General features: G+C 71.1%; 24 protein-coding genes and 1 pseudogene. 7 read left to right on the top strand and 18 right to left on the bottom strand.

Features of this window, described 5'->3' with window-relative positions; genetic code table 11:
- Positions 1–147 precede the first annotated feature (147 nt).
- A complete protein-coding gene (locus FHR36_RS36740; protein WP_253804519.1) occupies positions 148–816 on the top strand; it encodes a GntR family transcriptional regulator in 669 nt (222 codons plus the stop codon).
- Positions 817–839: 23 nt separating this feature from the next.
- Here the strand turns inward: FHR36_RS36740 and FHR36_RS36735 are convergent, their stop codons facing one another.
- Positions 840–1,733: an IS982 family transposase gene (locus tag FHR36_RS36735; protein ID WP_253804518.1), complete on the bottom strand. Its 894-nt coding sequence runs from the start codon at positions 1,731–1,733 to the stop codon at positions 840–842.
- Between the two features lie 256 nt (positions 1,734–1,989).
- Here FHR36_RS36735 and FHR36_RS36730 point away from each other — a divergent pair, with 256 nt between their 5' ends.
- Positions 1,990–2,343, top strand: a complete 354-nt coding sequence (locus tag FHR36_RS36730) for an ester cyclase (RefSeq protein ID WP_253804517.1) — start codon at positions 1,990–1,992, stop codon at positions 2,341–2,343.
- Between the two features lie 782 nt (positions 2,344–3,125).
- On the opposite strand, the gene FHR36_RS36725 is transcribed toward FHR36_RS36730, so the two are convergent.
- The 13 genes and pseudogenes from FHR36_RS36725 to FHR36_RS36670 all read right to left on the bottom strand — a co-directional run bounded on the left by FHR36_RS36725 (position 3,126) and on the right by FHR36_RS36670 (position 16,965).
- Positions 3,126–4,100, bottom strand: coding sequence for a transposase (locus FHR36_RS36725; RefSeq protein ID WP_253804516.1), 975 nt, complete (start codon positions 4,098–4,100; stop codon positions 3,126–3,128).
- A 343-nt stretch (positions 4,101–4,443) separates the two neighbouring features.
- Positions 4,444–4,557 (bottom strand): annotated as a pseudogene (locus FHR36_RS40535) (transposase); the annotation flags it as partial.
- A gap of 57 nt (positions 4,558–4,614) precedes the next feature.
- Entirely contained in the window at positions 4,615–5,310 is a 696-nt protein-coding gene (locus FHR36_RS36720) for a FadR/GntR family transcriptional regulator (protein ID WP_253804515.1), read from the bottom strand.
- A gap of 41 nt (positions 5,311–5,351) precedes the next feature.
- A complete protein-coding gene (locus FHR36_RS36715; RefSeq protein ID WP_253804615.1) occupies positions 5,352–6,221 on the bottom strand; it encodes an amidohydrolase family protein in 870 nt (289 codons plus the stop codon).
- Positions 6,218–6,529 carry an L-rhamnose mutarotase gene (locus FHR36_RS36710; RefSeq protein WP_253804514.1) on the bottom strand — a complete coding sequence of 104 codons (312 nt, stop codon included), beginning with the start codon at positions 6,527–6,529 and terminating at the stop codon, positions 6,218–6,220. Before FHR36_RS36710 ends, FHR36_RS36715 begins: the two co-directional genes overlap by 4 nt.
- On the bottom strand, positions 6,526–7,176 hold the full coding sequence (locus FHR36_RS36705) for a LutC/YkgG family protein (protein WP_253804513.1): 651 nt from the start codon (positions 7,174–7,176) through the stop codon (positions 6,526–6,528). The genes FHR36_RS36710 and FHR36_RS36705 overlap by 4 nt, the downstream gene beginning before the upstream one ends.
- Positions 7,173–8,639 (bottom strand): LutB/LldF family L-lactate oxidation iron-sulfur protein, encoded by a 1,467-nt coding sequence (locus FHR36_RS36700; RefSeq protein WP_253804512.1) that lies wholly within the window; start codon positions 8,637–8,639, stop codon positions 7,173–7,175. Before FHR36_RS36700 ends, FHR36_RS36705 begins: the two co-directional genes overlap by 4 nt.
- Positions 8,636–9,376, bottom strand: a complete 741-nt coding sequence (locus FHR36_RS36695) for a (Fe-S)-binding protein (protein WP_253804511.1) — start codon at positions 9,374–9,376, stop codon at positions 8,636–8,638. The genes FHR36_RS36700 and FHR36_RS36695 overlap by 4 nt, the downstream gene beginning before the upstream one ends.
- Positions 9,376–10,368 (bottom strand): aldo/keto reductase, encoded by a 993-nt coding sequence (locus tag FHR36_RS36690; RefSeq protein ID WP_253804614.1) that lies wholly within the window; start codon positions 10,366–10,368, stop codon positions 9,376–9,378. The genes FHR36_RS36695 and FHR36_RS36690 overlap by 1 nt, the downstream gene beginning before the upstream one ends.
- A gap of 2 nt (positions 10,369–10,370) precedes the next feature.
- Complete coding sequence (locus FHR36_RS36685) at positions 10,371–11,132, bottom strand: SDR family NAD(P)-dependent oxidoreductase (protein WP_253804510.1); 762 nt, start codon at positions 11,130–11,132, stop codon at positions 10,371–10,373.
- Positions 11,129–12,469 (bottom strand): L-fuconate dehydratase, encoded by a 1,341-nt coding sequence (locus FHR36_RS36680; RefSeq protein ID WP_253804509.1) that lies wholly within the window; start codon positions 12,467–12,469, stop codon positions 11,129–11,131. The genes FHR36_RS36685 and FHR36_RS36680 overlap by 4 nt, the downstream gene beginning before the upstream one ends.
- 11 nt (positions 12,470–12,480) lie before the next feature.
- Positions 12,481–13,332, bottom strand: coding sequence for a fumarylacetoacetate hydrolase family protein (locus FHR36_RS36675; protein WP_253804508.1), 852 nt, complete (start codon positions 13,330–13,332; stop codon positions 12,481–12,483).
- Positions 13,333–14,082: 750 nt separating this feature from the next.
- The gene (locus FHR36_RS36670) at positions 14,083–16,965 is read right to left on the bottom strand and encodes an ATP-binding protein (RefSeq protein ID WP_253804507.1); all 2,883 of its coding nucleotides are present in this window, start codon (positions 16,963–16,965) and stop codon (positions 14,083–14,085) included.
- Between the two features lie 430 nt (positions 16,966–17,395).
- On the opposite strand from FHR36_RS36670, the gene FHR36_RS36665 reads away from it, so the two are divergent.
- The 4 genes from FHR36_RS36665 (at position 17,396) to FHR36_RS36650 (ending at position 19,856) form a co-directional block, all read left to right on the top strand.
- Complete coding sequence (locus FHR36_RS36665; protein WP_253804506.1) at positions 17,396–17,839, top strand: helicase associated domain-containing protein; 444 nt, start codon at positions 17,396–17,398, stop codon at positions 17,837–17,839.
- Between the two features lie 331 nt (positions 17,840–18,170).
- Positions 18,171–18,362 (top strand): hypothetical protein, encoded by a 192-nt coding sequence (locus tag FHR36_RS36660; protein ID WP_253804505.1) that lies wholly within the window; start codon positions 18,171–18,173, stop codon positions 18,360–18,362.
- A gap of 60 nt (positions 18,363–18,422) precedes the next feature.
- On the top strand, positions 18,423–18,875 hold the full coding sequence (locus tag FHR36_RS36655; RefSeq protein ID WP_253804504.1) for a UCP032817 domain-containing protein: 453 nt from the start codon (positions 18,423–18,425) through the stop codon (positions 18,873–18,875).
- A gap of 756 nt (positions 18,876–19,631) precedes the next feature.
- Positions 19,632–19,856: a hypothetical protein gene (locus FHR36_RS36650; protein WP_253804503.1), complete on the top strand. Its 225-nt coding sequence runs from the start codon at positions 19,632–19,634 to the stop codon at positions 19,854–19,856.
- Between the two features lie 245 nt (positions 19,857–20,101).
- On the opposite strand, the gene FHR36_RS36645 is transcribed toward FHR36_RS36650, so the two are convergent.
- From FHR36_RS36645 to FHR36_RS36630, 4 genes are all read right to left on the bottom strand, one after another.
- Positions 20,102–21,646 carry an RICIN domain-containing protein gene (locus tag FHR36_RS36645; RefSeq protein ID WP_253804502.1) on the bottom strand — a complete coding sequence of 515 codons (1,545 nt, stop codon included), beginning with the start codon at positions 21,644–21,646 and terminating at the stop codon, positions 20,102–20,104.
- 374 nt (positions 21,647–22,020) lie between these two features.
- Positions 22,021–22,194, bottom strand: a complete 174-nt coding sequence (locus FHR36_RS36640; protein ID WP_253804501.1) for a hypothetical protein — start codon at positions 22,192–22,194, stop codon at positions 22,021–22,023.
- 68 nt (positions 22,195–22,262) lie between these two features.
- Positions 22,263–23,135 (bottom strand): hypothetical protein, encoded by an 873-nt coding sequence (locus FHR36_RS36635; RefSeq protein WP_253804500.1) that lies wholly within the window; start codon positions 23,133–23,135, stop codon positions 22,263–22,265.
- A complete protein-coding gene (locus tag FHR36_RS36630) occupies positions 23,132–23,494 on the bottom strand; it encodes a sigma-70 RNA polymerase sigma factor region 4 domain-containing protein (RefSeq protein WP_253804499.1) in 363 nt (120 codons plus the stop codon). The genes FHR36_RS36635 and FHR36_RS36630 overlap by 4 nt, the downstream gene beginning before the upstream one ends.
- A 1,367-nt stretch (positions 23,495–24,861) precedes the next feature.
- Between FHR36_RS36630 and FHR36_RS36625 the strand changes: the two genes are divergently transcribed.
- The gene (locus FHR36_RS36625) at positions 24,862–26,712 is read left to right on the top strand and encodes a serine/threonine-protein kinase (protein ID WP_253804498.1); all 1,851 of its coding nucleotides are present in this window, start codon (positions 24,862–24,864) and stop codon (positions 26,710–26,712) included.
- The last annotated feature ends 98 nt before the right edge of the window (positions 26,713–26,810 follow it).

Genomic DNA, 26,810 nt, shown 5'->3' with positions numbered 1-26,810 from the left:
GGACCGGGCGTGGCGGTTCTTCGGAGTCGCGTGGCTTCGAGCCCTGTCCGGGGCGACCCTCGGGAGTGGCGATTCTCATGCGCTTAAGCATATCGCATCCATGCGACATCCCTGCTTGAAGCGCCCGCGAGGCCTTAGAGTTGGCACATGCTTGAGTACACACTTTCACCGGCTTCGCCGAGCAGCCTCGTGGACAACGTGACCGCACGGATCAGGGACGCGATCCTGAACGGCCAGATGAAGCCGGGCGACCACCTGGTCGAGCGACAGCTGGCAGCCCGGCTCGAGGTCAGCAACGTCGTGGTCCGTGATGCCTTCACGCGGCTGGCCGATGAGGGTTTCGTGGTCAGGCTTCCCAGACGCGGCACCTTCGTGTCCTCGTTGACTCCGGACGAGGTGCGGGATCTGGGCGGGATCCGCGGCGTGCTCGAACGCTACGCCGCAGAACTGGCGATCTCCAGGTGGACGCCGGAGTCCCATGCGGCACTCGCCGAGATCTGCGACTGGATGGACGAGGCGGTGGCTGCCGGTGATCTCAAGCGCCTGTTCGAGTTGGACGGCGCCTTCCACGAGGGCGTCTGGCTGGCGGCACGCAGCCCCGCACTGACCCTGTTGACCCACAACCTGCACAGCAAGTTGTCCCGGTACATGCGCTACGGGGTGAGCGCAGAGTCTGACGTGGTCGCCGACATCCCCAACGCGCACCGCCGACTGCTGGAGCTGCTGGTCATCGGAGACCCAGTGCGGGCCGGAGACGCCTTCCACCACCACGCCGTCGGCTCCAGCCAAGCCATGATCGAGCGCATGCTCGGCTAGCTAGACGAGTAGATCCGAAGTGCTCAGTGGTCGAACGCGATGAGGGAGCGGGTGATGGGGGCGCCGGTCTGGTTGTTGTGCCAGATCCCGGCAGCCATCGCCAGGAGTCGCTGGGCCACCCGGATCGCGACGCCCTCGAAGGTCCGCCCGCCGTGTTGTTCCAGGTCGAGCTGGCCTTTGAGGGTGTCGTTCACCGACTCGATGAGTTGGCGGACCTTCTTGAGCATCGGTTCGCCGAACCGCCGCTTCTCGCGCTTGAACGACGGCCTCAGCAACTCGATGCCCAGCTCAGCGAGTTCTCGCTCGAACACCGTCGAGGCGAAGCCCTTGTCGGAGATGAGCAGGATCCCATCGCGCCGGGCGACCAGCTCGGCGTCGACTTCGAGCATCGCGGCCAGGACCTCGCGCTCGTCGATCTTCGGGTTGGCCAGCGCCCACAGGATCGGCAAACCGGTCGGCGTGCACACCAGGTACAGACGTAGGCCCCAGAAGAACCGGGAGTGGGAGGCGCAGTAGCCGTAGCCGGCCCAGCCCGCCAGGTCGGACCGTTGGACGGTGGGGCGCGACATGCCGCACGGCACCGGGGTGGAGTCGGTGATCCAGACGGTATCGGTCCAGAAATCGCTGTCCCGGGCCAGATCCCGGATCGTGCGTTTGACCAGCGGAAGTGCGGCCCGCAGGCGCTTGTTGTAGCCGGCGCGTTGAGGCAGGTACGGGAACATGCCGGACAGGTGCTTGCGCGCGTAGCGCAGCCAGCGGGCCTCGGAGTGGTAGCCGAGCAGGGCCTGGGCCACCGCGAGGCAGACGAGTTCGGAGTCGCTGAGCAGAGGCGGGCGGCCCAGCCATCGCGTTCCTCCAATCTCGTCGTCGATCTTCACGTACAGTGCGGTCAAGAGGGTGTCCAGATCGGTCGTCACAAACTGATCTTGGACACCCTCGTCCCTTTGGCGGGGCAGAACTTCGGACCACAACCCCGATGCTGGACACCCTCCTGCACGTCTGAGGCAGAACCGGCGAAACCAGCCGACTTCGGACTACTTGCCTACAGCGACCACGCCCAGCACGGGGTCTTCCTGACTAGCCATCAACATCCGTGCGCTCGAAGGATTTCCACGACACGGTGGCTACGAGCAGTGACATAATTCGCACCTGCCTGCAAGGAGGGAAGCGTTCATGACCAGCCCCGACTCCCATCAGCTCGCACACCGCATGCACGAGGCTTTCAACGCACGGGACATCGCCGCCGCGGACGAGATCTTCGCGCCCGACTTCTACAGTCACCCGCTGCGGGGAGGCCTCGAAGCTCTGAAGGCCGCCTGGGCGGCAATGGTCACGGCATACCCATCCGCGCGGAGCGTCGTCGAGGACATACTGGTCGACGGCGACCGGGTGGCGTTGCGCTCGACCGTCTACGGCGTCTCCGCCGACCCGGACGCGGCTGGCGGCACCCTGCTGGAGATCTTTAGGGTCACCGAGGGCCGAATCGCCGAACTGTGGGGCAGCATGGACAGCCAACTGCCGCACTGACCCGACCCGTGGATGTCTCGGTCACCGCGTCCCGCCCGCCGCAGCAATGGCCCGGAAACCGGGCCATCACCGGCGACCGGAACCGACGTGCTGTCTGGGTTTTGCGGTGTCTGGTCGGACGGTGGCGGGATTGCGTTTCCGTCGTGTTGGGCTTCCGATCGCATGGAGGCCGCCAGCTCTGGGATGGCTGCGGGCCGCCGCACACAGACAAGCAGGCACTAAGCACCACCACAGACCGGCGAAGATCAATGCCGGGCTTGCCGCTCCGGGTCTCGCCGACGCCGGAGAAGACCTCGCCGGCGACCAGCGCCACGGCCGGGTCAGGAGAGTGTCCAGTTCTGTGGTCGTCACCAACCCGATGTTGGACGCCGTCCCTGCACATCCGAGGCAGAACCGGCGAACCCAGCCGACTTCGGAACTACTCGTCTAGTGCTGTGACCACATAGAACGGAAGTGAGGGCGGCCCATCGGGTATTTTCCGGACTGAGGTCGGACGGACCTGCGTTCGATGCATGAAGGTGAGTCCGCGATCATCTGGACCGTGACCTCTATGACTCCATCCGAGCCCGTCGTTGCTGAGAGCAATCGGATCAAGGTGTGGTTCCGGTTCGTGCCGCGTGAAGTGCCTGACGCTGTCGGGGATCTTGGAAGAGCGGCTGCCGAGAATATCATCGCGCTGATTCGCGGAAGTTCGGCCGGGCGCCGTGGGAGGGATGGTTTGTCGGCGGATTCCCGATAGAGGTCATGGCCAAGGTCGGCTGGCTGGTCGTGAGATTGATCAGTCAGCCTGCGAGGTGGGTTGCGACACGCCAGGAGCGCGGCCGGGAGATGCCGTGCCGGTCGAGGTAGTCCTGCAACGCGGTCGGTGTCCGCGGCCGGCGCTCTGGCGCGGCCGGCAGGTGGACGCCGATGCGTTCGAGGTTGACGGCGATGGCGGTCAGCACGTGCTGGACGTGGGCCTCGTCCTCGCTGCGGTAGCGGCACTGGCGCATGCCGTGGCCGTTGACGAACTCGCTGATGGTGCTCTCGATGCCCGCCCGCAGCGAGTAGCGCGAGAGCCACTCCTGGGTCTGCTGCTCGGTCCTGGACTCCGACTGGATGTCGTAGAGCTCGCGCGGCAGGAAGGACACCGTGCGAGCGTCGGTGCGGGTGCAGGACACCTTCAACGGACAGGAGCGGCAGTCGGCGACCAAGAAGCTGGCGGTGATGTAGGGCGCGAGGGACGGGGGTGTGGCCCACCGGTTGCTGGTCTTGCCCGAGGGACAGGTGACCTGCTTGGCGTCCCAGTCGATGACGAAGGCGTCGCGGTGGAAGATGCCGCCCTGGCGGGGCTGCCGGGTCCTCTTGGCCCTGACCGCCCCGACCAGGCCGACGCCGTGTTCGCGGGCGGCGCGGTGCTCGAAGGCGACGGAGAGGCAGCCGCCGTCCACGTAGTGCTCCAACGGCAGCAGTTCTCGCTGGTCGAGCCGGTCGAGGATCACCGGCAGGGTCTTGCTGTCGTGGATCACGGCGTTCGTGGTGGTCACGTCGGTGATCACGTTCACGTCGCCGTCGTCGCAGGTCTCGGTGACGTGCGCGAGGAAGCCCTTCCAACGGGTGTCGCCGCGGCGCGCGAACCGGGCCGTCACGTCGTAGGGCGAGACGATCGCGAAACCGGAGGGCGGCAGGCCGGCGGAGTCGGCCTCGCGCCAGCACAGTCGCTCCTGCTCGTCGAGCCAGTAGAAGGAAGATCTGCCGCAGGGCCTGGACCTGTTCACCGTCGCGGAGCGCGGGAAGGTAGTGGTTCACGTAGCGCAGCAGCAGGTGGGCGTCGTCGCCGGTCTCCTTGGTCCGGCCCTTGGGCCGGGAGGGGTTCTTGCCGAGGCGGGCGGCGCGGCCGTAGCGCCGGCCCCAGTCTTCGGTGACCAGGCCGGCCAGCTCGTGCGGGGCCCGGCGAGCGAGCTCCTCCAGGGCGGCGCGCATCGCTTCGGTGACCAGCTCCAGGCGGGTCAGGTCGCGGACGGCGGCCAGGACGTGGGTGGAGTCGGTGCGCTGACGGCCACGCTCGCGGACCAGCCCGACGGCCTTGATCTTCTCCAGCGCGAGGCCGAACAGCTTGTCGGCGCGGCCCTCCTCGGCCAGGCGCTGACGGAAGTCCGCCAGCATGCTGTGGTGGAACCCGGGGTCCTCCAGCTCCATGCCGAGTGCGTACTTCCAGTCGATCCGGCACCGTACCGATTCCGCGGCGGTCGTTGGGCGAGACGACCTTGCGCTGCACGACGGAGATCTGGCTCAGCCCGTTTCGGATGCCGCTGCGCCGAGAGCCCCGCGCAGCCACTGCTCGACCTCCGCGACGTGCACCGTCGCCCACGCCTGGGCGAGTTCCGGACGGCGGGTGGCGACGGCCTCGCAGATCGCCCGGTGCTGCTGCCTGGTCCGCTCCACGGCGCCCTCCTCCGTCCGTCCGCGCCACAGTCGGGCTCGCGCGGTCGGGCCGGACAGGCCGTCGATCAGCGAGCTGAGCACCGCGTTACCTGAACCCGCCGCCAGCCGGCGGTGGAACTCCAGGTCGTTGTCGATCAGTGTCTCCAGTGAGGCGTCGTCCTCGAGCCGGTCCAGCAGCTGACCAAGGGCCTCGATGTCCTCGTCCGGCATCACCCGGGCGGCCATGGCCGCGGCGGCCGGCTCCAGGATCCGGCGGACCTCCAGGAACTGCAGCACCGTGTCGTCCTGCTGGAGGTCGACCGCGAACGAGAGCGCGTCCACCAGCAGTCCGGGCTCCAGGCTGGTCACGTACGTGCCGTCGCCCTGCCTCACGTCGAGCACCCGGACGAGCGAGAGCGCCTTGACCGCCTCTCGCAGGGAGTTGCGGGACAGCCCGAGGCGCTCGGCCAGGTCGGCCTCGCGCGGGAGCCGGGAGCCCGGGCGGAGCTCACCGCTGACGATCATGGCCTTGATCTTCTCGATCGCCTCGTCGGTGACTGGCACGCGCGCTCGTCTCTCTCGGTTTCCGGTCCGTGCAGGATAGGTCACGGCCGCGCCGGTGGGCGGAGGCCGTAGGCGCGAACCGCGTTGTCGCGGAAGACCGCGTCCTTCTCCGCCGGGCTGAGCCGGTCGGTGAGGCGATCGGCGATCCGCACGGTTTCGGCGTAACCGGCCCGGAGCGTGCAGACCGGCCAGTCCGAGCCGAAGAGCAGCCGCTGCGGGCCGAAGGCGTCCAGCGCGGTGTCGGCGTACGGGGCCAGGTCCTCGATCCGCACGGTGCCGGGGGCCGCCTCGGTCACCAGGCCGGAGAGCTTGCACACGGTGTTGGGCAGGGCGGCCAGGCGACGCACGTCGGCGGCCCACGGGGTGAGCGGGCCGGTGGCGATCGGCGGCTTGCCGAGGTGGTCGAGGACGAAGCCCACTCCGGTCATCCCGGCTGCCACGGTGAACGCCGCGGGCAGTTGCTGTGGCGTGACCAGCAGGTCGAAGGCGAGGCCGGCCCGGCCGACGGCGAGCAGGCCGCGCCGGACGTCCTGGCGCAGCACCCAGGTCGGGTCGGTTTCCTCCTGGACCTGGTGGCGGATGCCCACCAGCCGGTCGCCGCCGGGCAGTTCGCGCAGTGCGGCGATGGCGTCGGCGACGTCCGGGGCGGTGAGGTCGGTCCAGCCGACGACTCCGGCGACCAAGTCGCTGCCGGCGGCAAGGGCCAGGAGTTCGGGGGTCTCCTCGGGGACGCAGACGGTCTGCACGACGACGGTGCCGATCACGCCTGCCGCCCGTGCCTCGGCCTCCAGGTCCTCGGCGGAGAAAGACCGGGCGAGCGGGGCGAGCGCCTCCCCCGTGATCCAGGGCTGCGGACGCACGGCCAGGTCCCAGACGTGGTGGTGCGCGTCGATGATCTGCCGGTCCGTCACAGCTGCCACACCTCCGCCAGACCTGCCCGGGTTCCGTCCGAGGAGTAGTCGTGGACGATGTCGAGGAGGTCGGCCATCCGGGTCTGCCAGGCGACGTTGACCGGCAAGTCTTCGAGCTCGGCGAGCAGGCGGGCGCAGTCCTCGCACTCCAGCAGGTGGAACAGCTCGCAGCCGCTGCGCCAGATCGTCCATGAGGTCACCCCGGCCGCCCGGATGGCAGCGGCGAGCTCGGCGGGCACCGCTCGGTGCGCGGCTTCGTACTCCTCGATCCGGTCGGCGCGGACACGGGTGTGCAGGGCGATCTTCACGGGTGCTCCAGGCGGGTGGGGCCGACGATGATCACGTCCAGGGTGCGGGGGCCGTGGACGCCCTCGACCCGGTCGAGTTCGATGTCGCTGGTGGCGGACGGGCCGGAGATGAAGGTGAGCGGCCGGGTCGGGTCGAGGCGGGCGAGGGCGTCCGGGACGTCGGGGGCGATCTGCTCGGCGCGGACGATGCACAGGTGGTAGTCCGGGACGAGGCTGAGGGCGCGCCGCCCCTGGCCCGGGCCGGCGTCGAGGACGATGGTGCCGGTGACGGCGATGCCTGCCGCGGCGAGCGTGACCGTACCGTCGAGGGCATTCAGGGCGGGGACGTTCAGGGGCTCCGGGTGCCACTCCCAGCTGCCGCTCGGCAACAGCTCGCTCGGGAAACCGGCGGGCAGGGCGAGGCGGCGGGCACCGCGCCGGGTGAGGGCGGCGGCGACGGCGGCGGCCAGGCGGGCGCGGTCGGTGCGGGTGACGGTGGCGCGGTAGTCGGCGACCCGTTCGGCGAAGAGCGCCACCGGGTCCTGTCCGGGTTCCAGGTGCGACCGGAGGTACGCCCGGGGCACCGGCACGTCCTCGGGAGCCTCACCGCTCGGGACGTCGGCGAGGGCGGTGCGGATGCGGCCGAGGACGGCGTCGCGGCTGCTCAACTCTGCTCCCCTTCCTTGTTCTCGCGGTTCTTGCGCCACCAGGTGCGGAAGGACTCGGCGGGCGGCGCTGGGGTGTCGCGGGTGTCGGACCAGCCGTGCATCGGGCCGGGCAGGCGGCCGATGGTTCCGCGCCGGGCGAGGGCGCGGCCGCCGAGCGAGGCGGCCTTCTGCGCGGCGGCGAGCAGGCGCGGGGAGTCGAGGACCTTCCCGGCCGCGCGCATGGCCAGCGCCTCCGCCGTGTGACCGTTCTTGGCCTCGACGGCCTCGGCCCGCAGGTGGGCCAGCACCTCCGGGATGTTGATCTTCACGGGGCAGGCGTCGTAGCAGGCCCCGCACAGGGTGGAGGCGAACGGCAGGGTGGCGGCGTTCTCGACGCCGATCAGCTGCGGGGTGAGGACGGCGCCGATCGGGCCGGGGTAGACCGAGCCGTAGGCGTGGCCGCCGGTGCGTTCGAAGACCGGGCAGACGTTGAGACAGGCCGAGCAGCGGATGCAGCCGAGCACCTGCCGGCCGACGGTGTCGGCAAGGGTGTCGGTACGGCCGTTGTCGAGCAGTACCAGGTGGAACGCGGACGGTCCGTCGCCTTCGGTGGTGCCGGTCCAGGTGGAGGTGTAGGGGTTCATCCGCTCGCCGGTGGAGGAGCGCGGCAGCAGTTGCAGGAACACCTCCAGGTCCGACCAGGTCGGTACCACCTTCTCGATGCCCATGACGGTGATCAGGGTGTCGGGCAGGGTCAGGCACATCCGGCCGTTGCCCTCGGACTCCACCACCACGACGGTGCCGGTGTCGGCGACCGCGAAGTTGGCGCCGGAGACGGCCACCTTGGCGGTGAGGAACTTCTCCCGCAGGTGCCGGCGCGCGGCCTCGGCGAGGTCGGCGGGCTCGTCGGTGAGGCCCTCGGGGGCCGGCTGCCCCCAGTGGCCCATCTCGGCGGCGAACAGGTCGCGGACCTCGGTGCGGTTCCTGTGGATCGCCGGGACCAGGATGTGCGAGGGCCGGTCGTCGCCGAGCTGGACGATCAGCTCGGCGAGGTCGGTCTCGTAGGCGGTGATCCCGGCCTCGGCGAGGTGCTCGTTGAGGCCGATCTCCTGGGTGGCCATGGACTTGATCTTCACGACCTCGCTCTCGCCGGTCGCCCGGACGAGCTCGGTGACGATCCGGTTGGCCTCGGCCGCGTCGCAGGCCCAGTGGACGGTGCCGCCCGCCGCGGTGACCGAGGCCTCCAGCTCGACCAGGTAGTGGTCCAGGTGCCGTGCGGTGCACTTCTTGATCGCGGCCGCGGCGTCGCGCAGTGCCTCCCAGTCGTCCAGTTCCGAGGCGACGGCGAGGCGCTTGTCGCGGATGGTGGAGGTGGCCCGCTTGAGGTTGGCGCGCAGCCGGGTGTCCTTGAGCGCCTCGCGGGCGGCGTCGGGGAAGGCCGGGGAGCCGAGCCAGACCACGCCGCGGCTGCTGGGCGCGTTCATGGCGTTCCTCCTTCGGTGGCGGCGAGGATCTCGGCGAGGTGCATGGCGCGGACGCTGCTGCCCCGCCGGGAGAGGCCGCCGCCGATGTGCATCAGGCAGGAGTTGTCGGCTGCGCACAGCACCTCGGCGCGGGTGGAGAGCACTCCGTCCGCCTTGTCGGCGAGCATGGCGGCGGAGGTGTCGGCGTTCTTGACGGCGAAGGTGCCGCCGAACCCGCAGCAGGAGTCGGCGTCCGGTAGGTCGACCAGGTCGATGCCCTTGACCGCCCGGAGCAGCTCCAGCGGCCGGTCGCCGAGTCGCAGTCCGCGCAGGGAGTGGCAGGTGGGGTGGTAGCTGACCCGGTGCGGGAAGCTCGCTCCCACGTCGGTGACGCCGAGGACGTCGGTCAGGAACTCGGTGAACTCGTGAACCCGGGGCACCACGTCGGCGACCTGCTGCTGGAGCTGGGCGTGGCCGTAGTCGGCCGCGAGCAGCGGGTGGTTCTCGCGGGCCATCCCGGCGCAGGACGCGGACGGTGTGACCACGGCGTCGTAGCCGGCGAAGGTGCGGGCGAAGCGGGCCACCAGCGGGACGGCGTCCGGGCGGTAGCCGGTGTTGAAGTGCATCTGCCCGCAGCAGGTCTGCTCCTGCGGGAACTCCACCGTGTGGCCCAGGCGCTCCAGGACGCTCACCACGGCCCGGCCGGTGCCGGGGAACATGGTGTCGTTGAAGCAGGTGATGAACAGGGCGATCCGCATCAGCCTGCCTCCCGGGGTGTCGGCACGTCCGCGGGGAGCAGCCCGCGGTCCTTCAGTTCGGCCCACAGCTCGTCCGGGATGCGGTGGTCGAGCATCGCGGCGGCGTCCCGCACCTCGGCGGCGCTGCGGGTACCGACCAGGACGGACGCAACCGCTGGGTGCCCGAACGGGAACCGCAGCGCGGCTGCCCGCAGCGGAACGCCGTACCGCTCGCAGACGCTCTTGAGGTCCAGGGCTCGCGACACCAGGTCGTCGGGGGCGGTGGTGTAGTCGAAGGTGGCACCGGGCTTCGGGTCGGCGAGCAGGCCGGAGTTGAAGACCCCGCCGACCACCACACCGACGCCGCGCTGTTCGGCGAGTGGGAACAGTTCGGCGAGGCCGCGCTGGTCGAGCAGGCTGTAGCGGCCGGCCAGCAGGACCGCGTCGATGTCGGTCTCCCGGACGAAGCGGGCGAGCAGCCCGGCCTGGTTCATGCCGACACCGATCGCGCCGAGCACGCCTTCGGCGCGCAGACGTTCCAGCTCCGGGTAGGCCTCGGCGAGGGCCTGGTCGGCGTGCTCGTCGGGGTCGTGGAGGTAGACGATGTCGATCCGGTCGAGGCCGAGCCGGTTCAGGCTCTCCTCGATCGACTGGCGCACGCCCTGAGCGGTGAAGTCCCAGCGGCGACGGTGGTCGGCCGGGACGGCGAAACCGTTGGCGAGGTCATCGCCTCGAGCGGCCGGAACGGGGTCCAGCACGCGGCCGACCTTGGTGGAGAGCACGTACTCGTCCCGGGGCCTTGCCCGGAGGGCGTCACCCAGCCGCCGTTCCGACAGGCCCAGGCCGTAGTGCGGGGCGGTGTCGAAGTAGCGCACGCCCACGTCCCAGGCAGCGGCCACCGCCTGCTCCGCCTGGGCGTCGCTCATCGCGGTGAACAGGTTGCCGATCCCGGCCGCCCCGAAGGCCAGCTCGCTCACCCGTACAGGGCTGCGGCCGAGGGTGTTGTGTCGCAGGCTCACTGCTTCGACTCCGGTCGCAGACGAAGCCCGGCCATGCCGCCGTCGACCGCCAGGGCTGTCCCGGTGGTGCTGCCGGCCGCCGGCGAGGCCAGATATGCGATCGCCGTGGCCACTTCCTGCGCGTTGACCAGGCGGCCGTGCGGCTGGCGGGCGTTCAGGGCGGCGCGCTCGGCGGCCGGATCCGGGGCGGCGTCCAGCAGCCGACCGACCCACGGGGTGTCCACCGTGCCGGGGTTGACGCAGTTGACCCGGATTCCTTCGCGGACGTGGTCGGCGGCCATCGCCAGGGTCAGCGACAGGACCGCGCCCTTGCTGGCCGAGTACAGCGCGCGCTGCGGCAGGCCGGCGGTGGCGGCGATGGAGCAGGTGTTGACCACGGAGGCGCAGGCCGAGCGGCGCAGGTGCGGCAGGGCGGCGCGGGTGGTGCGGACGATGCCGAGGACGTTGACGTCGAGCACGCGGTGCCACTGCTCGTCCGGGTTGTCCTCGACCGTCCCGGCGGCGCCGATGCCGGCGTTGTTGACCAGGATGTCGATGCCGCCGAGCGCCTTGGCCGCGGCCTCGACGGCCGCCCGGACAGACGCGTCGTCGGCCACGTCGGCGGTGAACCCGCGCAGCGGAGCGGGGGCGCCGGACGGGTCGAGGTCGATGACGGCGACCTGTGCGCCCCGTCCGGCGAGCAGTCGGGCGGTGGCCAGGCCGATGCCGGAGGCGCCGCCGGTGACCAGGGCGGTGAGCCCGTCGAGGTCAATGGTCATGCCTGTCCCTCCCGGTTCGATTCGGCCCGGTCGGCGGTCCAGAACGCGCCGCCGGGGAAGGTGAAGGTGTCGATGGTCGACTGGTGCATGGCGGCGGAGAAGCCGGGGGCGGTGGGTGCCCGGTAGTGGCCGTTGTCGATCACCACCGGGTCGAGGAAGTGCTGGTGGAGGTGGTCGACGTACTCGATCACGCGGTCCTCGGTGGTGCCGGACAGGGCGACGTAGTCGAACATCGACAGGTGCTGGACCAGCTCGCACAGGCCCACACCGCCCGCGTGCGGGCAGACCGGCACCCCGAACTTCGCGGCCAGCAGCAGGATCGCGAGGTTCTCGTTGACCCCGGCGACCCTGGCGGAGTCCAGCTGCAGGACGTCGATCGCGCCGGCCTGGAGCAGCTGCTTGAAGATGATGCGGTTCTGGACGTGCTCGCCGGTGGCGACCTTGATCGGCGCGACTCCGCGGCGGACGGCGGCGTGGCCGAGGATGTCGTCGGGGCTGGTGGGCTCCTCGATCCAGTACGGGTCGAACTCCGCCAGCGCGTTGGTCCACTCGATCGCCTCGGCGACGTCCCAGCGCTGGTTGGCGTCGATCGCGATGCGGAGGTCCGGGCCGACGGCTTCGCGGGCGGTGCGGCAGCGGCGGATGTCGTCGGCCAGGTCGGCACCGACCTTCAGCTTGATCTGGGTGAACCCGTCGGCGACCGCCTGCTTGGCGAGGCGGGTCAGCTTCTCGTCGGAGTAGCCGAGCCAGCCGGGCGAGGTGGTGTAGGCGGGGTACCCGCGGCGCAGCAGCTCGGCACGGCGCTCGGCGGCGCCCGGGCGGCCGCGGCGCAGCAGCTCCAGGGCGTCGTCGGGGGTGAGCGCGTCGGCGAGGTAGCGGAAGTCGACCTGGGAGACCAGCCATTCGGGGTCGGCGTCGGCGAGGAGCTGCCACAGCGGCTTGCCCTCGCGCTTGGCCGCGAGGTCCCAGACGGCGTTGACGACGGCGCCGATGGCCATGTGCATCACGCCCTTCTCGGGTCCGAGCCAGCGCAGCTGGCTGTCGCCGATCAGGTCGCGGTAGAGCGAGCCGGGGTCGGCGCACAGCTCCGCGACCGGCCGTCCGACGACGTGGTCGCGCAGTGCGTCGATGGCGGCGACCTGGACGTCGTTGCCGCGGCCGATGGTGAAGGTGAAGCCGTGGCCCTCGTGGCCGCCTGCGGAGGTGCGCAGGATCAGGTAGGCGGCGGAGTAGTCGGGGTCGGGGTTCATCGCGTCGGACCCGTCCAGCTCCCGCGAGGTCGGGAAGCGGACGTCATAGGTGTCGACGGCGGTGATCCGCGCTGTTGTGGCGGTCATGGCGGTGCCTTTCACGCGTTCACGAAAGTCTGGCGCTGGGTGCCGAGGCCGTCGATGGACAGCTCGACCACATCCCCTTCGCGCAGGTAGGGGGTGCCGGGCAGGCCCAGTGCGACGCCGGCGGGGGTGCCGGTGTTGATGACGTCGCCGGGGCGCAGCACCATGTACTGGCTCAGGTACCAGACCAGGTACGCCACGTCGAAGATCATGTTCTTGGTGTCGCCGTTCTGGCGCGGCTCGCCGTTGACCGCCAGACGCAGGCCCAGCGACTGCGGGTCGCCGACCTCGTCGGGGGTGACCAGCCAGGGCCCCAGCGGATTGAAGCCCTCGCAGGACTTCCCGAGGTCCCACTGGGCGGAGTACTCGAGCTGGAACTCCCGCTCGGAGACGTCGTTGCTGATCGCGTAGCCGGCGATGCAGGCGGCCGCCTCGGACGGATCGCCCAGGTAGCGGGCCTCGCTGCCGATCACCACCGCGAGCTCGACCTCCCAGTCGGTCTTGGTGGACCCGCGGGGAATCGGCACCCGGTCGTAGGGGCCGACCACGGTGGAGGCGTCCTTCATGAAGACCACCGGACGCGGCGGGATCGCGGCACCCGTCTCCTCGGCGTGGTCGCGGTAGTTGAGGCCGACGCACACCACCTTGCCCGGGCGCGCGACCGGTGCCCCGACCCGCAGGGCGGCTATGTCGACCAGCGGCAGTTCGCCGGCGGCGAGCGCCTGCCGGACCCGCTCGATCCCGCCACCCGCCAGGAACTCCCCGTCGATGTCGGCGGCCAGACCGGCCAGCGCGTACGTGGCGCCGTCCTTGTCGAGGAGCACCGGCGCTTCCGCGCCCGGCGCCCCGACCCGCATGAGCTTCATCGTTCCGCTCTCCCGTCATCGCTCTGGGGTTGCGCCCCCACATGGCCAAACATCGGATGAATGATGTTTTCGGCAGACCATACATCCGATGATCTGGCATCGCAACCGGGCATCCGACCGCCCGTTCCACTCCTCGTCGAGATTTCACAAATGCCGAAACCGGCTGACTCAAGCCGCCTTCACCAGGCGGAACTGGAGCCATGGTCCGCAAGTCGGAAACCTCCGGCAAGGGCTCCGGCCCGGCGGCCCCAGATCGGCAACGACCTCCATCACGCAAGTCATCGGATGACTTGCGTGAAAGATCCGCCGCCTACCGCATCCGAAGTCTCTGAAGTGCCGTCCGCCATCACCGGCTCGCGGGCCGACGGCTGGGCGCGGCTCCGAAGCGGCAAGGCCCAACACGACTGGACGAGCGACCATCGATCGGGGATCGCAGGGGACGGAGGACCCGGTCCCGCTATGCGGGGCCGGGCCCTCCGCGGTGGGACCACACCACCCCACGTGCCGCTCGGATGGGATCAGCCGAGGTGCGCACGACCCGGGAGCGGACCAGTCGCGCCTTCACAGCCTCGGCAACGTCGTCGGGGGTACGGCGGAAGTCCGCGGCCCGAGGCGCAAGCCGTCCGGCGCGGGCGCGTGCGGCCACCACGGCCAGCGGGGGTGTTCCGGCGGACGGGCAGGGGCGTTCCGGCCCGTGCGCGGGCTCGGGGCGGACGCGCGAGGGCCCCGGGTACGGCGCTCGGCCCGGGGTCAGGGGCGGTCCTCCAGGTCGCGGAGCGCCTCGCCCACCGCTTTGCGCGTGGTGCCGAGCTTGTGCAGGACGCGGGCGACGTGCTGCTCCACGGTCCGGGGCGACAGGAACAGCGTGGTGGCGATGGACTGGTTGGTCTCACCGCGTGCCAGCAGCTCGGCGACCTGCTGTTCGCGCGGGGAGAGCCGGTCGCCGTAGCCGCGGCGGCCGCGGGACGCCGTCCGGTCGAGCCCGAGCCCGCGCAGCAGGTGTTGGCAGCGCGCGGCGTCGGCCAGCGCGCCGAGCCGGGCGTAGGTCTCCAGTGCCTCGGTGAGGTGTTGTGGCTCGGTGCCGGGCCGGGTGACCGTCTCGATGCGTCCCAGGCGCTCGGCCGCCCGGGCCGCGTCGTAGGGGCGGCCGATCTCCAGCCACGTCCGGTGCGCCCGGGCGAACCGTTCGGCCGCCTCGGTGGGTGCGGCGTCGCTCAGCAGCAGGCCGCGGGCGAGGTGGAGTCCGGCGTCCGCGGCGGGCGTCTGCCGTCCGGCCAGCGCGCGCTCGGCGTCGCCCGCGAGCCGCTCCGCCTCGCCGCGGTCGCCGACGGCCAGGGCGGCCTCGACCGCGGCCGGCAGCAGCCCGACGTTCCTCGGCCAGGTCCGGGTCTCGCGCAGCAGGGCGACTGCGGGCCCGGCCGTGGCGGCGGCGTCCTCGGGGTTGCCCTGGGCCAACCAGAGGTTGACCAGCCCAGTGGCCGCCCGGAGTGCGATGATCACCTCGGCCTGTGTTTCGCCGAACGTCGCCGCGGCGCCGAAGTGTTCCAGGGCTTGGCCGCTCTGGCCTCTGGTCGCGGCCAGTCCGCCGAGGAGGAGGGCGCGTTCGACGCTGATCAGGATGAGGTCGGGGTACTGGTCGGTGATTGCGGCCAGGCGCTCCTCCAAGCCGTGCCAGTGGCCGCCGAGGTAGTCCAGGGTCAGCAGGGTGGCCCGTGCGTACACTCCTAGATACGGAATGCCCGACCGGTCGGCGCGTTCCTGGTTCCCGGTCAGGAGCTGCCGGGCATGGGCGTCGTGGCCGAGTTCGGCGGCGAAGGCTGCGGCGTTGTGGATGGCACGGGCGGTCTGCCGATCGATCTCCTGGTCGTCCGACTCCTTGGGCAGCTGCTCCAGCAGCTGCCAGAGCTCGGGGTCGCCGTCTCTCGCCATGATGCTGATCCGGGACGCGCGGACGGCCGCCCGCATGCCCTCGTCCGGGCTGTCGGCGACCGCGGCCTCGGCCCGGTCGATCCACTCCCCGGAGCGTTCCGCCCCGCCGTCGAACTCGTTCATGGCGAGCGCCACCATCGCCCGGGCCGCCCGCTCCGGACGGCTCGCCAGTTCGGTCGCCGCCCGCTCGAGCTGGCGGAAGCCGGCGCGGTCGCCCGCCTGGGTGACCATGAGCAGGCCGAGGCCGAGCCGGACCTCGCCGCGGGTGGCCTCGGCCAGGTGAGGGGCGGACAGGATGCGGCGCAGCATGGTCGCGTTGGCGGTGTGGTCGGCGCCGAAGGTGGCGATCCGGGCGAGCGCGAGTGCGGTGCTCGAGCGGAGGCCGTCGTCGATCTGCGGTTCTTCGAGGATCTGGCGCAGCAGGGTGGCCGCGGTGCCGGTGTCGCCGACGGTGACGGCCTGGTCGGCGGCCGCCTCGGCGGCGCGCACCCAGGCCTGCCGGTCGCCGAGGGCGAGCGTGTGGTGGGCGACCTGGACCAGCGGCACGGGCTGCCGGGCCTCGAGCTCCTCGATCGCGCGCTGGTGGAGCCGCTGGCGTCGCGGCCCGGGGACGTGCTGGTAGGCGGCCTGCTGGGCCAGCACGTGCCGAAAGGCGTACTGGCCGGCGTCCGTCTCGCGCAGGATCGAGGCCGCCACCGCCTCGGTGATCCCGTCGGCGGCCTGGTCCGGCTCGAGCCCGGTGACCTGTGCGAGCAGCGGCTCGTCGGCCGGGACGGCGAGCACTGCGGCCGCGTCCACGACCGCCGCCGCGGCCGGCGACAGCCCGGCCAGCCGCTCGGTGACGGCCTCGCGCAGGCCCTGCGGTGCGCCCGAGCGGTGCAGCCGCTGCACGGCCTCGTCGTAGTCCCACTGCCGGACCTGCTCCCGCAGGGTGAGCAGGTCCTCCTCCACCACCAGCGGAAGCCCCTCGCTGCGCTGGTGGAGAACCTGGCCAAGCTCCCGGGTGGCGTGGTGGCCGAGAGTGGCGGTGGCCAGTTCGTGGATGTCTTCCACGTTGAGGGCACCGAGGCGGATGGTGGTCCCGTTGACCCCCGGCGGGTGGCGGTAGGTGGCGCCCAGCACCGGGGTCCCGGACGGCAGGTCCTCGGCCCGGTAGGTGAGGACGAGGGAGAGCCGCTCGGGCAGGTCGCGGGCCAGCAGGAGCAGCAGGTCGCGGGTGGCCTCGTCGACCCAGTGCAGGTCCTCCACGACCAGGACGGCCGGACCGAGCGCGGCGAGGAACGACCGGACGGCCTGCACCAGCCGGTGGCGCCCGGCGTGCGGGTCCTCCACGCGGGCGGGGGCCGGGGGCAGGCGGTCGGCCAGGTCGGGCAGGAGCGGGGCGAGCGCGCCGGCCGTCGGCGGGAGGCCGACTGCGGGCAGCCAGTCGCCCGCCTTGCGCAGCGCGTCCACGACCGGGCCGTACGGGAAGGGCTCGCGCAGCGGCTGGCACGAGCCCGTGACGACCCGACCGCCCTGCTCCGCCAGCACCAGCGTCGCCTCGTGCACCAGCCGCGACTTGCCGATCCCGGCCTCGCCCTCGACCAGCACGACCGCCGGAGGATGCCGGACCGCGGCCAGCAGCAGGTCGAACTCACGCTGCCGGCCCACGAACGGGAAATCCCGGTCCCATCCGGCGAGGCCGTGCGCGGGGACGTTCGTCACGGGAGTCAGCCTCCTGCAAAGCGGTGCCGAGCCGGTCCGGCCGGCCGGCGATCCCGGCGCGGGACGGGCCGCCACCCTGATGTCGATGCTACGGGCTCCTTGAGCTTGTCGCTCAACTGCTTGTAGCAGTTCGTCGCGGTTTGGCGCCCTTCCTACGGTGGGCGGGCCGGGCGTATGCCTCTCCGATGGCCAGGACTCTGGGCGTGGAGGATCGGGCGCCCAGCCTGGACCACGTCACGAACCTCCTCGGCAACACCGAGTCCCTCACCGCACTGGGGGTGCTCGTCCACTCTCCCGATCACTGCCGGGTCGCTGGAGGGGTAGGAAGCGGCGGTCGGCGGATATCGACCCCTGGTAGTGCCCCACCTGGCCGATCACCTGGCAACGCGCCTACGCGGCCACCCGGCTGTGGTGGCTCGAGTCCGACGGCATGGTCGACTGGACCGCGCTGCCGCTCGACACCGTCTACGAGGGCGAGCAGCTCGGCCGGTGGGTCCAGGCCCAGCGGGCCGGCCGGCCGGGCCTGGAGGAGGACCAGCGGGACCTGCTGACCGCGATCGGCATCGACGAGGACCCGGAGCTGGTGGCCGCCAAGGCCGCGGCCGAGGCGAAGCCGAAGGTCTCCCGCACCGACCGGTTCGCCCCGGGCCTGGCCGCCCTCGCCCAGTTCGCCGAGCGGGAGGGGCACGTCCGGGTGCCCCGGCCGCACCGTGAGCCGTTGGCGACCGTGGAGGCCGGCCCCGGCGGCGAGGACCAGGTCGTCGTGCACCAGGTGGCGCTCGGCGCCTTCATGAACAACGCCAAGGCGAGGCGGGCGAAGCTCACCCCGGGCCAGCTCGCGCAGCTCGCCGAGCAAGGCGTGGAGTGGGCGTAGCGGCTGTCCCGTCGCTGGTTGGTGTCCGTGCTCAGCGATGCGTTGCCTGAAGAGCACGGAAGGCCGTCGCCCCGAACTGGGTGACCGGTCATGTATGACCGGCATCCTGACCTTGTTGCCGGGGAGGGCGGATGCGAGCATCGGAGCCGTCTGGGCATCGGCATGACGGCCGGTCGTCCACAGATGGAGCCGTACGAGCCGGTTTGGGGCGGGTATGCCGAGCCGGTGAATCGATGCTGGCGCGTTTGGAACACCTCCGCCCGGAGCCGTCCGTGGGCGCCACGGAGTGGTTCCGCAGTTGATATCCGAAGGGGGTCGTCTGATGGGTTTCATGGACCTCGTCGTCTGGGGCGGGATCATCTGGGTGATCGTGAAGATCGTCGGCTGGTTCGGCGACGATGACGCGAGCCGCAAGTCGAATTACCGAGGCGGCGGGGGCGGAGACGATGGGGGTGGTGGGGGCTGCAGTGGCGGCGGTGGCGGCGGTGGCGGTTGCGGCGGTGGCTGCGGGGGCGGCGGCTGACGGTCCCGCAGAGGTGCGGCCAGCCGGTTGCACCGGAACCGGAGACGAGGGAGGAGTAGCGTGAACGCCCGACGTTTCGCCCGACGGATCGCGCGGGTGCAGTCGGCCGTCGAAGCGCTCGAACTGCCGCGCGCCGTCTATAGGACCTGTCCCTTCGAGCCACGGGAACTGGTCGAGACCGGTCTGCGTCAATGGCTGCGCTGCTGCGGGGCGGCGCTGCTCGACGACCAGATCATCGGCATGCCGTCGTTCGCCGTTGACGAGGCGTGGCACGGGCTGATCCTCTGCACGGCGCGCTACGCGGCCTTCTGCCAGGCGGGCTACGGCCGTTTCCTGCACCACCATCCGGAGGGCGCCGCGCTCCCGGGCGCCGCCGCGCGTGCTGGCACGATGGGCGAGCAACTGCGGCGGACCAGGGTGGCATGGTCCTACGTGGCCCGGCCCGGCGAGGAGTGTGTCCTGTGGGACCTGGATGTGCGGGTGGGGGTCCCAGAGCCGTGGAGCGTTCGCTGACGGGCGGCCGTTGACGGTTGTCTCGCCAGCCCCGGCGAAGGAGCCAGGCCTGTGTGGAGTGGGCGTAGAGCAGGCCATCTCCGCCGGCTGATAGCTCGGGCCCGGCGGTAGGCTGCCGGGGCCCTGAGAAAGCACTGGAAGGCCGTCACCTGCGGGTGGCGGCCTTCCGGCTGTCTACCGCGCTGTCTGCCTCGGTGGGGTGGATTCTGCGGCTTCGGGGACGCCGTGGGGCGTTGGCGTGGGGACTCGCGGTATGGACGAGACCGTGGGCCTGGACGACAAGGCCGTGAAGGACGCCCTCGAGGGCACGCTGCCGTGGCTGGTCCCGGCCGGCCTGGGCGCCGAGGCGCTGGCGGCGCTTGACCGGCCGCTGCTGGCCTGGATCCAGGACCCGGAGTACAACGAGTTCGACTCGGCCGACTTCTACGCCGAGCACCGCGAGGCCGGCGACAAGCTGTCGAAGCTGGAGAAGCGGATCGCCAAGCTGCCGGTGCGCCAGTCCTGGCGGATGGAACGGGTCTGGACACCGGACGAGGAGAGCAGCGAGGCGTACGACGCGGCGTACGAGAAGGCCGCGGTGACGATCGACGGCCGCCGGCTGCACCCCAGGGATCTGGACGCCTACACCACCATCGCCTACGAGGTCGCCGGCCTCCACCAGGAGGACAACGAGGACGGCCTCGACGACGAGGGCCAGGACAACGAGGTGCCCGGCGACCTGGACCTCGGCTGGAGTGGGCCCGCGCCGGGGTGTGCGTGCTCCAGCAGTCCCTGCCCTGGCCGTTCCGCGACGTCCTGCTCTACGGCGAGTTGGACAACCGGCCCGCCCACCGCATCCTCTACTGCTACGCCGACCTGCTGCGCCGCCGCGACCCGAAGGCGGCCGCGGCCTGGTTCACCGCGCTGGTCTACCTCAACCCGAACGACAACCTGGGCGCCCGGTTCATCGCCCCCGACGGCCCCCAGCACCCCGGCTTCTGAGCAGCACGAAGGCCGCCAACCCCGGCGCGCGGGGGTGACGGCCTTCGGCATGTGCGGGGCCGCAGGTCGGGGGCGGCCAGTGTGTACGGCCGGCCGCCCCTCTTCCCTGCGCAGCCACTGCTGCTGCCAGCCCACCTTCGGGACCTCGACCTCGGCCACGGCCTCCTCCAGAACGCGTGACCAGACGGGTGAAAGCCGGCTGACCTGGTCATGGCCCGATACCGGGGTCAGCTGCGGGACAGGACTCAGGACTTCGGCTTCATACCGCAGTCCATGAAACCGCCGACCGTGCCGACGAGCATGCCCGGCATCGCGCCCTCGGGTCCGCCGATGAGACCGCCGAGCATTCCTGTGATCATGTTCTTCCGCATGCAGCGGGTCCAGTCGTTCAGCTTGTCGTCGTTGGCCTTGAACAGCGCCATCGTCGAGGCCGGGGCGGGGGAGGTCGCCTCGTCGGCAAGAGAGCTGACCGGTGGTGTCATCGTGCCCTCGATCGTCGCTCCCGGAGCGTCCGCAATCGTCTGCGTCACCGTGTTGCCGCTGACCGATACACGGACGTCGTGGGACCTGCCGTCCTTGTCCTTCACCTCGCCCGCCATCACGGTGGCCAGGGCGTGTCCCTGGTCGTCGGTGAACTTCACCCCGGACCCGTACGCCGCGAGATGGATTCCGGCCGGCAGATCGAGGGTCTTGGTGACGGTGGTGGCAAGGGCGGTGGGGGCGCTGCCGCTCGTGCCCCCGGTGCTGCCGGTGTCCGCCGGGGGAGTCACGCCGGGCTGGTTCGGGCTGGTGTGGGCGATGTACATCGTGGAGCCGGCCGAAGAATTGATGACGGGGACGGTCACAGTCGCGTCGGTCGTCCACGGCTGGTTGTCGGTGTCGAAGGTCCACGTGCCGGTGACCTTCTTGCCGACGGCCGCGAAGTCGACCCATCCGTAGTTCTTGGCGGGGACGGTCACGGCGATGCCGTTGATGGTCGACTGGTCGGACTCGTAGGTGGTGGTCGCCTGGAGCTGGGTGGAGACCATGGCCTGGATCGGGGCGGACACGCCGACCGAGGTCGACAGGCCCGCACTGAACGACTGGGACCAGCCGGAGTGGTAGATGGTGGTGAAGACCTGCGTCACCTTGTCGGCGGTGTCGTTGTACCAGACCGACGATGCGGGCTGGCGGGGCAGAGCCTCGGGCTGCCCCTCGGACTTCTCAGTCCACGAGCAGGTGGAGGTCTTCTTGGAGCAGAGGTCGGTGTAGTAGTCCAGCGCGAGGCTCTTGGCCTCGGCCGCCTTCGACGCGGGGACCGTCCACATCTGGCTCGTGCTGCCGTTGCAGGTGTTGGGCTGGGCGAGGATGCCCCACAGGTGGAGGCCGCCCCGGTTGTCCATGCAGTACTCGGTGCCGCTGCTGTCGTCGCGGCGGACGATCCCGAAGGTATTGGGCTTGCCGTCAACGGGGCGGAAGTGCCACTCCTCGCCGCTCTTGCCGCAGGACTGCTGTATCGCGGGCTGTGAGGCGTAGATGCACTTCCCGGAGGAGGTGCTGGCGATGTTGAACGTGCCGGGGGCTCCCAGCCTGATGAGGCGGAAGTTCTGGTAGTTGGTGCCGTCGGGGGTGACGGAGATCTGGTTTCCGTCCCAGTCGCCCGTCGCGTTGAGGGTGCCGTACGGGCTGGTGAAGGTATAGGCGTCGGCCGTCGCGGCGCTGGCCGGAGTGGCGCCGAGGACCGACGCTAAGAAGGCCAGGGCAACAGTCGGCGCGGCGAGGAGTTTCGCGGCCTTCAAGGTCCTATTCATGATCACTTCCTGTGGTGGCGCATGTGCTTCCTGAGGACAGGTCATCGCCTGCGCTGCAGTCGCCGGCTTGACGGCACTGATCGTGGCGTTGCCGGAGCCCGACCGAACAGGTCAGCGCACCGGTCATCTATGAGCGGCTGTCTGCAACGGCGTCCGGCGGCCCCACTGACGGCGTGAATCCAGGACAACCGGTCGCACATGACCGGCAGGCAAGGCCCAATGACCCGCGGAACCGGGGGATAGTCGGCCGGACGGCCTCAGGGGTGGCCAACAGTGCCACGATGGCGGAACGCCGACCTCCAGCTGCATCTGCAGGCCATGGGTGCCCAGCGCCCAGTCGATCATCAGGCTGTCGGGCGTTGTGCGGCGGCAGGTCAGCGGCGGCGCCGGGGCAGGAGGACGGCCCGGACGTGACGGGCATCGCGGCGGCGTTCGGGGGTGCGGGCGGCGATGGCGGTGAGGGCAACGGCGGCGATGGTGAGGGTGTAGCCGGCGCCGAGGGTCCCGAGGGCGAGAGCGCCATGGGCGAGGGCATGCGGGAGTTGCACCGCGGTCTCCTTCGGATGGGGGGCGGGGCGGGGCCCGGCCGACCTGGGCCGGCCGGGCGTAGGGGTGCTCAGCGGTGGCCGACCAGTTCTTCGAGGCGGTTGGCCGTCTGGGGGTCGGGGCGGGTGGCGATGCCGTCGATGAATCCGGCGTCGCCGGGGTCGGTGTGGACGACCAGGCGGTCGAGCTCGGCGCCGAGGCCGTCGGCCGGCTGGGGGTCGGGCTGGGCCGGGGTGGGCTGTTCGGCGACCGTGGGCAGGGCCTTGAAGTAGTCGGGCATCTCGGGGAGGCTCGGCGGCACCGCGGCCGGGTCGCCTGTGCTGGTGCCGTAGGCCTCGTGGAACCACCACTTGGCCTCGCGCATCTCGCCGCGCTGGAGGTGCTGCAGGTAGAGGGCGCGGGCGGAGATCGGGTCGCCGGCCATGGCCGCGATCCTCCACCAGAACGCGGCACTGGCCGGGTGGCCTGCCACATACAGAAGGCATCCGAAGACGCGGGCGCCTTCGATCTCCTCGTCGATCTCCCACACCTCGAGATGCCCTTCGCCCGGGCCCCGCAGTTCACCGAAGCGGCTGAGGAGCTCGAACGCCTTGCGGTGTCCGAGCGCAGTGCGGGCGAGGCGGTCCAGGGCCACGCTGGCGCGCCGGTAGGAGCTCCACCAGGGCGGCGGGGTGTAGGTACTGGCGCGGTGACGGGCAACGTCCGCGGCGATCCGGCGCAGCGCGTCCGGGAAGTCGTCGCCGCCGGGGCTCTGGCCGTCCGGGGTGTGTTCGGTCCGCTCGGCCTCGGCGAGGAAGGCGTCCACGGCGTGGGCGAGGTCCTGGCGGGTGCGGGGCCGGGTGCCGGGCGGGCGTCCGAGGAGCGATTCGACGGCGCGGGTGCGGTGGACGAGATCGGGGCGGGCGTCGACGGCCCGTGGGTCGTGGGCGTGGTCGTAGGTCACCAGCGGCCTCCTCTGCGGCGGGTCGGGGCGGTGTGAAGGACGCGCCGAGGGCGCAGGATCTCCTCCAGGCGGGCCAGGGCTCGGTTGTAGTTGCGGTCGACGGTGCTGGGGTGGGTGCTGAGCACCCACGCGGTGAAGAGGGTCGATCGGCCCTGGGACTTGAGGATGACGACGTCGAACTGCCGGTCGGAGAGCTGGCGCAGGGCCTGGTAGAGGCCGTATTCGGTGTCGTCGGCGTCGGGGGCGTTCAGGCTCTCGCGCAGGTCGGCGAGCAGGGTCTTGGCGCGGTCGAGCCGGGCGGCGAGCTGGGCGTCGCGCCGGCTGCGGTTGGCCTCGCTGACGACCGCGGTGGAGAGCATGTTCCAGGTGCTGTCCTCGACGTTCGCCTGGCGCAGGATGCGCCACAGTCGATGGCTATGCGGACCATCACCTCGTGCACGATGCGCTCGGCGGCGGTCTTGTCGCCGAGCATCTCCTCGGCGAAGACCAGGAACGCCTTGCGGTGGCCGAGGGCGTAGGCCTCGTAGTCGAGGGGGAGATCCACGGGGAGTTCCACGGCGGCGCCGGACCCTCCGGTCTCCGGGTCCGGGGCCGGGTCCGGCCCGGCGGCGAACGTCGAGTGGTCGTCGTTCACGTCACGCCTCCTGGGGCGGGAGGCCAGGGCGGCACCGGGGAACGGTGCGCGCGCCGCCGGCGGCAGCCTGTCGCGTTCTGCGGCGCATGACCGTACGGATGGCGGGGATGTGCATCCCGATGACCTCTCTTCTTCACCTGCGGTGAGGTTTCCCTTGGCCGCAGTCGTCTCTGACCTGGGATCAGCTAACCAACCGACGCCCTCCGTTCACGCACGCCAGCTCGACCAATTCTCACCAACTGGTGCCCGCCCGTCACTCACCGCAACCGGCCCCGGATGGCGCGGAGAGGATTCCGGCAGCTCATCAGGCACTCCAGGATCATGACTCAGGCGATCCGATCGAGCACTGAACGTCACTAGCGTGACGCAAGTCACGCTGGCGGCGGACTGATTCAGAAACCCGGGGCACCCCAGCGCACAACCCGGACCAGAAGCGACACCCCGGCGACCGACAGCCCGATGGAATGAGCGACCGGCCGCTCCACCGGCGGCCACGGCCGCGACGCTTGCTCTGTTCGAACCGAGGCGAAGCCGCCCGCACCGACCGGTCCGCCCGGGGCCTGGCCGCGCTCGCCCGGTTCGGGGAGCGGGAGGGAAACGTCCGGGTGCCCCGGCCGCACCGTGAGCCGTCGGAGACCGTGGAGGCGGGTCCCGGCGGCGAGGACCAGGTCGTCGTACACCAGGTGCCCCTCGGCGCCTTCATGACGCCAAGGCGAGGCGGGCGAAGCTCCACCAGGTCAGCTCGCGCAGCTCGCCGAGCACGGCGTGAAGTGGGCGTGGCCACGGATCCGTCGCTGGTTGGTGTCCATGCCCGGCGATACGTTGCGTGGAGAGCGTGGAAGGCCGTCGCCCCGGACTCGGTGACCGGTCATGCATGACCGGCATCCTGACCTTGTTGCCGGGGAGGGCGCATGCGAGCATCGGAGCCCTCTGGGCATCGGCATGACGACCGATCGTCCACAGATGGAGCCGCACGGGCCGGTTTGGGGCCGTGGCGGTGGCTTCGGCGTCGGTGGTGGGTGGTCGCGCGGAGGTGGCGGAGGGGTCGTCTGCGGTCTGCGCGGTCGGGCAGTTGGGGGGAAGGAGGGGCGCATGTCGAGTGTTGTGTTCGGGTTTCCGGTGCTGCGGGAGGGAGATCCGGGGAGTCTTGGGGACTTCCGGTTGGTGGCGCGGCTGGGTGAGGGCGGGATGGGGCAGGTGTTCCTCGCGTTCTCCCCGGGCGGGCAGCTGGCGGCGGTGAAGGTGATCCGCGGAGAGTTCGCCGGCGACGCGGAGTTCGGCCGCCGGTTCGCCCGGGAAGTGGCAGCGGCGCAGAAGGTGCGGGGCGCGCACTTGGCGCCGCTGCTGGACGCCGACCCGCAGGGCGAGCGGCCGTGGCTGGCCGCCAGCTACGTTGCCGGCCCCTCCTTGCGGGACCTCGTCACCGCGGGTGGGCCGCTGCCGGCCGGTGAGGTGATGCTGCTGGCCTGGGGTATCGCCCAGGCCCTGGCCGACATCCACGCGGCGGACGTGGTGCACCGGGACCTCAAGCCCGGCAACATCATGCTGGACGAGAGCGGACCGAAGGTCATCGACTTCGGCATCGTCAAATCCCTCACCCAGTCCGTCACCTACCGCAGCAGCTCCACCCGGATCGGCACCCCGCTGTACATGTCGCCCGAACAGGCCCTGGGCCGCCCGGTCGGGCCGCCGTCCGACATGTTCGCCCTGGGCTCGACCCTCCACTTCCTGGCCACCGGCCGCGAGGCGTTCGCCGCCGACAACGAGTGGGCCGTCGCCCACCGCATCGTCGCCGACCGCCCCGACCTCACCCACCTCGCACCGCCGCTGCACCGCCTGATCGCCGGCTGCCTCGCCAAGGACCCGCAGCAGCGTCCGACACCCGATCAGGTGCGAGCCCTGTGCGAGGCCGAGCTCGGCGACGCACTCGGCCCGGGCGCCTGGATGGGCGTCACCGGTGCCAGAGAAGCGATCCGGCAACGCACCAATGCCCTGCGCACCCTTGTTGTCGGCGAAGCGAAGACCACCGGGAACGGGTCTGCGGAAGTGCACCCCCGCACCGTGATCGACGCCGGTGGCGAGAACCGCCCCGCGGCGCAGCATCCCGCACCGCCGGCTGATGCCGAACACGGTGCCGTCGCGAGCCCCTCGGGGGCAGCGTCAGCCGCGGCAGGCCTCGGTCCTGCCCGTCCCGGCGCCGAGTTCGTCCTGTCCAAAAGCCGGGGTGAGATGGAGATGGAGCGGGATGGGTCATGGCCGGGGGCCGCTGTGCAGGCTGCCCTGGCTGCCGTGATTCCTGTGGCGGGGGTGATTTTCGCGTTCAAGGACCCCGCCTCCGTAAGCCCCGGAGGGGTGGCGATGCTCCTCTTCTTTGGCGCCATCAGCGTGGGCATGGGCATCTATTCGTTCTCGCTCCGCCCTCCCGGGCCTGACGTGGTCACCGTCGATGCGGACGGACTCACGGTTCAACGACAGCGATGGAAGCTGCGGAGACCGACTTCCTACACGATTCGCTGGGCATCCATCTCCATGATCGAGGTCGTGGGCGGCGCCGAGCGAACGAAGAAGGGTGCACTGGTCCGTGATGAGCGCGGCCGCCTGAAGGAGGTCGAGCCGGAGACCGAGTTGCGCGTGCGGTTCCTGGACGGCCATGAGCCCTCGCGGCAGTGGCTCAAGAAGCATCGCGCTACGGAAGCCGGGGACGGCTGGTGGCGGATCTACGGCCCCTCCATGAAGGACCCCGCCGCGGTCCATGCCTGCGACCTGCGAGACGGGCTCGCCCGCTTCGCGGGCAGCCGCTACAACGACCCGAACCCAACACTGGACGGGGCGGGCAGCGTCGCCGGCCCCGGCGGACGAGCAAGGTCTGTGTGGAGTGGGCGTAGAGCAGGCCATCTCGGCCGGCTGATAGCTCGGGCCGGCGGTAGGCTGCCGGGGCTCTGAGAAAGCACTGGGAGGCCGTCACCTGCGGGTGGCGGCCTTCCGGCTGTCTACCGCGCCGTGTGTCTCGCCAGGGTGGATTCCGCGGCTTCAAGCACACG

Origin of the sequence: Kitasatospora cinereorecta (genome assembly GCF_024172095.1) — a bacterium.
Classification (GTDB): Bacteria; Actinomycetota; Actinomycetes; order Streptomycetales; family Streptomycetaceae; genus Kitasatospora; species Kitasatospora cinereorecta.
This window is presented reverse-complemented; position numbering and strand designations above follow the sequence as displayed.